This window comes from Lentilactobacillus sp. TOM.63 (assembly GCF_030361045.1).
Taxonomy (GTDB): domain Bacteria; phylum Bacillota; class Bacilli; order Lactobacillales; family Lactobacillaceae; genus Lentilactobacillus; species Lentilactobacillus dabitei.
Window position 1 is genome coordinate 1 of record NZ_JAUCAP010000094.1, and the last position, 8355, is coordinate 8355.

Genomic DNA, 8355 nt, shown 5'->3' on the forward strand with positions numbered 1-8355 from the left:
CAAAACAAAAAGAGCCCTAATCACAAAGTGATTAGAACTCGAATTTAGTTTCACCAACAACAGTTGACGAAGAGCCGTTTTTTTTCGTTCCACTCTTTTTGATTGATGATCATATCATTTTCTGATTTAGCTTCACGCTACCTGGGTCCAAGTGATTGATCTGTGGATCGGTCTTTTGATAATCTAAGACCCCTTTGGAAACGAGATAATCAACGCGATGACGATACCACCAGTCAGGGGCACCAACCGGAAAACGCCCAAGGGTTTCACCAATCACTCGAATCACATTTCTAAAGCATTTAGGACTCACCTGACCGAGCAAAAACTGATCATAGAAGGTAATTGGCTGACTGACAAGTTGCCCATTAATATTGACTCGAACGGGCGTGTTATCCGCTCGTAAATCACGCCAGACATAACTGGAAACTTTTTGCCGATTTCGGGTTAATGGCCGCTCATACTGAGTCAGTTGAAGCTGTTCAAGATCTTCGTCAAGAAGTTCTCCCAAACTCGAAAGGGTCACCAGAACTTCTCCCTTCACGAATGAAAGCGGCACATGAATTTCGGATAACTGTGCATTTTTATTTAGTAATGCCTCACAAAGCCAGAAAAAGCCACAGGCATCATCACTCAAATCACTCCACCAAATGCGAATTGTGAGGCCTTGGTTAACCACCTCAAACAGGCGATCCAACGCCGCCACTAATCGGCGAATTCTCTCAGAAGTGGTTGAAAATCGCGTATGCGTGCTTTGAATTTTAAACAGCGTGCGCCGATTTTCAATAAAATTCCCTTCGGTGATATCTCCCAAATTAAGATAGACCGGCAAGGTGATGATCTCGTTATCGATATCGTGTTGTTGATAAAAATGTTTAAGTGAATTTGAGAAACTTTCGTTAAATAAAACATCGATCATATGTATTTCCCCATCAATCAAGATTACTAAAACTATACCCAAGAAGTATAAACTTATCTCTCACCATCATGCAATACCAAACCATTATTATTTTGAATATGACTCATTCAACTCACAATAACGAGAAGTTGAGGCATCATCTGATTTCAACTCTTTGACGAAGAAGGAGGCCAAGACATATATTAATTTTCAATCGATGATCATTCACTTAGATCGCCCTAGTCACTTGGATAAAAGCTGCGCCAAACTGCTGATCCCGGTCATTTAACGAAGAGAACCAATTATTCCAAAATCTGGAATAATTGGTTCTCTTCGTTAAATTCTGGGATCAAAACGCCTATTGCCCCAGTCTGTTTTCATTAACACTGGAATTAAAAGGTTGCCTACTATTCCAGTCTCTTCCTAACAAGAAAAATAAGTTTCAATTTATTTGGGGTCTCGATGAACGACAAACACATCACATGGTGCTTGAGCAATCACAAATGCCGCCGTCGAGCCCATTGTCACTCGGCCAACAAAATTGGCTCCGGTAGCACCAATGACAATTGCGTCGATCTTTTCATTTTCAACGATGTCACGAGCAAGGACGGTTTTAGGGTCCCCAGACGTCACAACCGTTTTTACATCGATTCCGTGTTCTTTAGCGCGACCAGCATATTTGGCCACCAATCGCGTATAACGTTCTTTTAGTTCATCAACCGCGCCAGGATTAATACTTCCAAAGCCAAGCAAGGCGGATTTAGACACGCCAATAATGTCGCGATCGTTAATGACCGCTGCAATTGTCAGCTTAGCACCGTTATGTTCTGCGATCGTGATGGCTTTATTAACCGCCTTGGCAGCCGTCTTTGAACCATCGACACCAACCAGAATATTTGTATAGTTAAATTCGAGCATGTCGCCACCTCGTTTATTTGGCAGTTAATTCGTAAATAGACTGACCATAAATCGCCATTGCCTTTAGTAGATCATTAATTGGCTGAAATTCATTTGCCTGATGCATTGTGTCCTGAGTGCCTGGGAATAATGCGCCAAACGCAACGCCACGCTTCATGAGCCGGGCATACGTGCCGCCGCCGACGACTTCAGGCTTGGCATCATGATCACCAGATTGTTCTTCATACACATTCATCAGTGTCTTAACAATTGGATCATCAGGATCAACATAATGAGGCACCATATTATCAGTTTCTGAAACTTGACCATGATGTTTTCCAGCGGCAGCCTCAAGCTGAGTCAAAATCTCTTTATCAGATGTTCCCTTAGGATACCTAAAATTCGTATTGATCGAGCCACCATCATGAGCATTGAATCTCATGATGCCGACATTCATCGTTACATCACCCATCACATCATCAACATGATTGGCGCCAATCTTGGTTGCTCGGGAATCATCATGTAAGTCACTGGCGAGAAAATCAATAAAGTGCTTAGCATCGCCTTCAAACGCAAATTGTTGGAGAAATTTCGCTAAATAAGTGCCCGCATTAATCCCATTCTTAGGCTCCATTGCGTGAGCGGCCTTGCCAATTAAATGAATCGCAATTCCCTCGTCGGTTGCCTTAACATCTCCAGACAAGGGGTTGGTATCCAAGAATTTAGTGAAGGCATCAACCATCCCCTCATTATCACCCGTTTCAACGAGCGCAGTCGCATTTCCAGGAACCATGTTTGGCCGTAAGCCAGAAATAAAGTCTTTTAAGGTGATTTCTTCACCATTTGCGTTTCCAAACGTCGTCACGTAAGTTGAATTACCTTTTTCGCCGTTAATTAATGGAAATTCCGCATCGGGTGAAAAACCAAATGTCGGCTCAGGCTCCACTTCAAAATAGTGTTTCATCCCAGTCCAATGACTCTCTTCATCGGTGCCGACAATCAAACGGATTTTCATCTTCGGGGTAATTCCGTTATCTTTCAACATTTTAAGCCCATAATATGCTGCCAAAGCGGGACCTTTATCATCAGAAGTTCCCCGACCATAAACGTTCCCGTCTTTTTCGGTCATTTCAAATGGATTGGTTTGCCAACCATCACCTGCAGGCATCACGTCAGCATGGGCCTGCATGGCCATTGTTTGGTCACCAGAGCCATATTCAATATAGCCAACGATATTATCAATATTTTTCGTCACGAACCCATCGCGTTCACCAAATGAAAGAAACTTCAGCATCGCCTTAGTTGGTCCTTCACCCAGTGGATACTCGTCGGTTGCGTGCTCATCATCTCGAACACTTTCAATGCCGATTAATTCTTTCAAATCATTTAAATAATCAGTCCGATAATCTTGTGATTGTTGTTTCCAGTCGATTGTCATTAATTTCTCACTCCTGTCATAACTGTATTTTATCACAGAAAGGCTTGGCCGTTACCATTGTTCAATAAGTCCAATGGTATACTGGAGATAGTTAAACTAAACAACTGGGAGAATGATTGTCATGGAAAAAATAACAAAAACAATTTTACCGAAAGTTATCAGAAAACGGCCTGCCAACAGTTTCAAGGGCACCTATGGAAAAATAGTCCTGATTGGCGGCAGTCAAAACTTTGGCGGCGCAATCATCATGGCCTCACTAGCCGCCGTTTATAGCGGAGCTGGGTTAGTGACCACCGTTACCAATCCCACCAACCAATCAAGTCTCCACGACTGGTTGCCAGAAGCGATGTTTGTCGATGATAACGATTTCGAAAAAGCAAAACCGATCATTTCCGCAGCAAAGGTCGTTGTAATTGGGCCAGGACTTGGGACAAGTGATCAAGCACTAACCCTTCTGAAAAAAACTTTTGCGTTAGCCAAAACCGGCCAGGTATTTGTCATTGATGGCTCGGCCCTGACATTAATTGCCAGTAACAAGTTGTCGCTGCCAAAGGAACCACTAAATGTGTTGACTCCCCACCAAATGGAATGGCAACGGGTCTCTGGCATTAAAATTACCGACCAAACAGCTACTGCGAACCTGGCTGCCGCCAAAAAACTTAAGGCAATTGTGGTTGTTAAATCCCACCGCACGCAAGTTTGCGTAAGTGATCAAGTTTACGAAAACACAGAGGGGACCCCTGCTCAGGCAACTGGTGGCATGGGAGATACATTAGCTGGGCTCATTGGCGGCTTTACTGCTCAGTTTGAAAATAAAGCCCAAGCCGTTTTGGCGGCGGTGTATACTCACAGTGCGATTGCTGATGAACTGGCAAGAAAACAATACGTTGTCTTACCGCATCAAATCAGCGAAGCACTACCAGAATTTATGTTTAAAAATCAAGAGTGCGGAACAATAAACGGTTAGTTCCCTGATATGACCGGAAGCTGCTTATTGACCTACTATTTGTCATGGTCATATTCTGAACATTGAGAAGGTCGGAACAAAAATCAATCATTTTGCTCCGACCATTTTGTATTCCGAATATCATCTGGTTGCTTGTATCCCACTTTATGTCACTGAATTCTCAATAATTTTCTTAACTTTTCGGTTCGTGCTCCCAAGATCATATCTGCAACTCGGCTTTTAAGGGCTAAATAGATGTAGATATAACCACCAACGGCAACAGCTAGTATCGTAACGATCAGACTCGGGATTCGTTCAAATGGGTCCGCGACGAATTTAAGTAAAAAGTTAGCTGCACACACCGTCAGAAGGGATGCGGCATACATAAATAATGAATATTTTGCGATTTTTCGAAATCCAATATCGAGCATTCGCCGGTTGAACCCAAATTGTCGATTCAATGAGCGAATGATTAACCAGTCGGCGACGCCTAACCCAAGTCCAGTTGAAACAAGTGGGCCAAATGAGCCTAAATAACATATACATGGCCACTGGAAGATGAGCTTCACAATTGTGCCGACGACGAAAAATTTAACTGCCCGCTTATTTTGTGATAATCCTTGCATCACCGCAGAAGTCATAACAAACAATCCCATTGGAATGGAAATAATCGATGAGAAGGTCAATAGATTTGCGCCAAGTGCTTGTTGGGCTTGACCGTAAAATAATCGGTTAAGCGGTCCAGAAATGGCACACATCCCTAATGCAGCGGGAATCATCACGAATAGGAAGAGGGTTAACACATTTGAGTTCTGCCTGGAAATTTCCTGCCGATCCCCATTGGTTAGCGCAATTGACAGCAAAGGAACCGCCGTAATCGCCAACGCAGATGACAAAGAGATTGTGATCATAATCAGCTTGTTGGCATTAACCGCAAATAATGCATATAAATCTGAAAGCATGTTATTGGAATAATTGGTTGCCAGCTTCATCACTTTGAAAAAGGTGAACTGATCGATTAACATAAAAATCGTAATGCCGGCGCCTAAGATAATGAATGGAATTGCCTGAACAATAATTTCTCGATACAGTGCTTTAGGTTCTATCCGCAATTGATTGTTACTATGAGCAACCAAGGAACGAAAATCTTCTCGGCGGCTTAGATAATACCAAGCTAAGGTGAGCACGCCAGCGACAGCCCCCACAAACGCTGCAAATGTGGACTGTGAGACGGCCTTCACCCAATCGCCGTGAAAGACCTGCATGATCAGGAAAGCCGTTACCAGCATATAGATTACCCGAACCAACTGCTCAACGAATTGAGAAATTGCTGAGGGTGCCATCTGTTGATAACCCTGAAAATACCCCCTAGTTAAACTCATCGTTGGAATAATCAAAATTGCCCAAGCCAACGAATGCAAAACAGGAATCACATTTGGGTTGCCACCATCAATTAATGGGGCACCAAAATAAAGAACAGCGGCTGAAATAACTCCGGTCGAAACGGCCAACACCAGTCCACGTTTGTATAAACGGACCCCGACGCCATATTCATTTAAAGCATTGTAATGGGCAACTTGCTTGGCAATCGCAGACGGAATCCCCGCGATGGCAACAATTAGAAAGAAACTATAAATATTATAGCCAAGTCCATAAAGTGCATTTCCGCGTAAAAAATAATTCCCGAACCAAATGCTCCAAGGAATAATGTACACTGCCCCCAAGAAACGGCTCAAAATGCTTCCAGCCGTCATCCAAGCGGATCCGGACAGCATTTTATCTTTGGAAATATCCGGGCGGTTTCGATCTTGATTACCCAATTTTTGTTCCTACTTTCATCAGCTTTAAATCTACTCGTTACAGTTTAGCCAAAATGCCTTGCAATAGCAATATCGAGAGGATATATTAAATATTACTTAAGCATCAAGAGAATTGCTGGTTGGAATTGAAAAAATGTTGTCACAAGGGACTAAAATGCACTAAAATATTTTTATGGTGTTTTTTTGAAATTTACGAGGTGAAATTGTTGTGAGTAAAAAAAGAATCGAATGGATTGACGTGGCTAAGGCTGTCGGAATTGTTGCCGTCGTCTTCGGTCACGCTATGACGAGGCATGGCACCATGTTTCATTTCTTATATTGGTGGCACATGCCGATCTTCTTCATTATGGGAGGCTTTTTCTTAAAACCAATTGTGAATAATGATTGGATTGGCTTTTTCAAAAAACGCATTTTCCCACTGTTAATCTCCTACTTCATTTGTGGGGGCCTGCTAATCATGGTTTCCCACTTCGTCCGGGGTGAAAGTTGGTCCTATACCCTCTTTTATTTTGTCCGGTTAGCGTACGGTGGTAGAACCCTTAATCATTATCTGAGTGTTTTCTGGTACATTAATGTCTACCTGTTGGCACTCCTGTTTACGTCGATTGTCATTACATACGTCAAGAATCGGGAAGCTCAAATTATCGTGGCGTTCATTTCTTTGATTGTTTCCACGAGTTACAAGCATATTTATTTCTTAAGTTATAAATATCTGCCATGGGATTTTGATGTTGCTTTTATCGCAATGTTCTTCATGCTATTTGGCTATTTATACTTCCACAAGATTCAAGAATTCGTTAAGGATTTATGGGTGATCATCCCCGCAACAATCTTCACCTTTTGGGCATTTTGGATGCAGCACATGGACCGCTTCAATTTTGCGTTCTTCTTAAAATCCAAAATTATTCATGCATCCTATCATCACATTGCCATTTCACGAATTTCTTATATTACATTCATTCCAATCATTGTTTGCTTGGTCGTATTCAGTGCCAGCTACTATTTCTGTAAGTTCTTCCCACAGTTTGTGATCAAACCCATTCAATTAGTCGGGCAACAGACTTTGGGGATCATGTATTTGCACAAAGCGGTCATTGATATTGTTGATGAAGCTGGTTACCAAAGTGCAATTTTAGAAACAATTTTAGCGCTGATAATTTCGTTTGCGTTGTCTCTTTTCTATGCATTTATCAAAATAAAGGTAAAAAATTCCTTACACAAGGCGGTTAGTTAATGTTTTATGATCGGCGTTCCAAAAAATTACGAATACTGTACTTTGTAATTGGCGGTATCATCATTTTAGGATTTAGCCTGTCAATCTGGCACACTCAAGAAAATCAGCGTGCCTTGACGAAAAGATTCGTTAATTCCAACACCCCAACCCTCTTCGTTCATGGCTGGAGTGGAACGCTGAGATCCGAAAAAGAAATTGTCACCTCCACTGAAATAAGCGGTGCCGCAACCAGGCGAATGATTATCAGGGTGCGTTCCAATGGCAGAATTTCTGTTATTGGAACAATCAAGCCATGGATGAGAAACCCAATTATTATGGTTCGTATGGATAACAACCGGGCTGGTGAAGTTCAGTACGCGCACTGGCTGAAAAAAGTAACCAAGCTATTAAAGAAAAAATATCATGTCAATCAGCTAAACTTTGTTGGCCACTCAATGGGCGCGTACGCAGTTATCTACTATAATTTGTTGAATGGTAACCAAAAAGACCTCCCGCGCGTCAACAAGATTTGTGTCATTGCTGGGCCCTATGATGGAATTATGAATAATCATAAGTCTAATCAGCCGACAAGTGGTCCATTAATGCAACTATGGGACGATATGCCCAACCAAAATAAAATCCTGCCAACCGGGAAGCCCAAGATCATTCATCCAGAATATCGCATGTTATACCGCCTGCGAAAGAATTTTCCGCATCAGACAAGAGTTCTCAATATCTATGGTAACTTGGGGAATGGTTCTAATTCGGATGGCGTCGTCACAAATGCCTCCGCGCTTTCTCTTGGATACATTTTAAGAGACCACGTCAGTTTCTACCAAACATTTCAAGCATTTGGCGCAAAGGCCCAACATAGCGAGTTGCACAATAACAACCTCGCAGTTAACAAAATCCTGACTGAATTCTTATGGGCAAAGAATTATAAAGACGGGTCTGCGAGTGAATTGGATCAGTAAAACATCGTATAAACCACCGAAATATCAGAAAAGTTATAGAACACAAAAAGCACAGAAATCGTTGCATCCCTGCTTGGAATGTTATCGGTTCTGTGTTTTGGTTCTACAATATCTGTTGTTGGTAATAGATTTTATCTATTACTGATGACAGATTTTTTGTTTCTCGTTAGAA

At 42.1% G+C, this 8355-nt stretch carries 7 protein-coding genes; 3 read left to right on the top strand and 4 right to left on the bottom strand.

All coding sequences use genetic code 11. From position 1 onward, the window contains the following. Window positions 1–109: 109 nt before the first annotated feature. From QUF07_RS12500 to pepV, 3 genes are all read right to left on the bottom strand, one after another. Window positions 110–916 (bottom strand): DUF3658 domain-containing protein, encoded by an 807-nt coding sequence (locus tag QUF07_RS12500; RefSeq protein ID WP_217165207.1) that lies wholly within the window; start codon window positions 914–916, stop codon window positions 110–112. A gap of 426 nt (window positions 917–1342) precedes the next feature. Then, the gene (locus QUF07_RS12505; RefSeq protein WP_217342365.1) at window positions 1343–1813 is read right to left on the bottom strand and encodes a universal stress protein; all 471 of its coding nucleotides are present in this window, start codon (window positions 1811–1813) and stop codon (window positions 1343–1345) included. Window positions 1814–1826: 13 nt separating this feature from the next. Further along, complete coding sequence (pepV, locus tag QUF07_RS12510; RefSeq protein WP_289427685.1) at window positions 1827–3230, bottom strand: dipeptidase PepV; 1404 nt, start codon at window positions 3228–3230, stop codon at window positions 1827–1829. A 121-nt stretch (window positions 3231–3351) separates the two neighbouring features. Here pepV and QUF07_RS12515 point away from each other — a divergent pair, with 121 nt between their 5' ends. Beyond that, window positions 3352–4197: an NAD(P)H-hydrate dehydratase gene (locus QUF07_RS12515; RefSeq protein ID WP_289427686.1), complete on the top strand. Its 846-nt coding sequence runs from the start codon at window positions 3352–3354 to the stop codon at window positions 4195–4197. A 149-nt stretch (window positions 4198–4346) separates the two neighbouring features. Here QUF07_RS12515 and QUF07_RS12520 read toward each other — a convergent pair whose 3' ends face one another. Continuing rightward, window positions 4347–5951, bottom strand: a complete 1605-nt coding sequence (locus QUF07_RS12520) for a putative polysaccharide biosynthesis protein (protein ID WP_502879038.1) — start codon at window positions 5949–5951, stop codon at window positions 4347–4349. 253 nt (window positions 5952–6204) lie between these two features. Here QUF07_RS12520 and QUF07_RS12525 point away from each other — a divergent pair, with 253 nt between their 5' ends. Next, window positions 6205–7230, top strand: a complete 1026-nt coding sequence (locus QUF07_RS12525) for an acyltransferase family protein (protein WP_217165212.1) — start codon at window positions 6205–6207, stop codon at window positions 7228–7230. Then, a complete protein-coding gene (locus QUF07_RS12530; RefSeq protein ID WP_217165213.1) occupies window positions 7230–8183 on the top strand; it encodes an alpha/beta hydrolase in 954 nt (317 codons plus the stop codon). Before QUF07_RS12525 ends, QUF07_RS12530 begins: the two co-directional genes overlap by 1 nt. The last annotated feature ends 172 nt before the right edge of the window (window positions 8184–8355 follow it).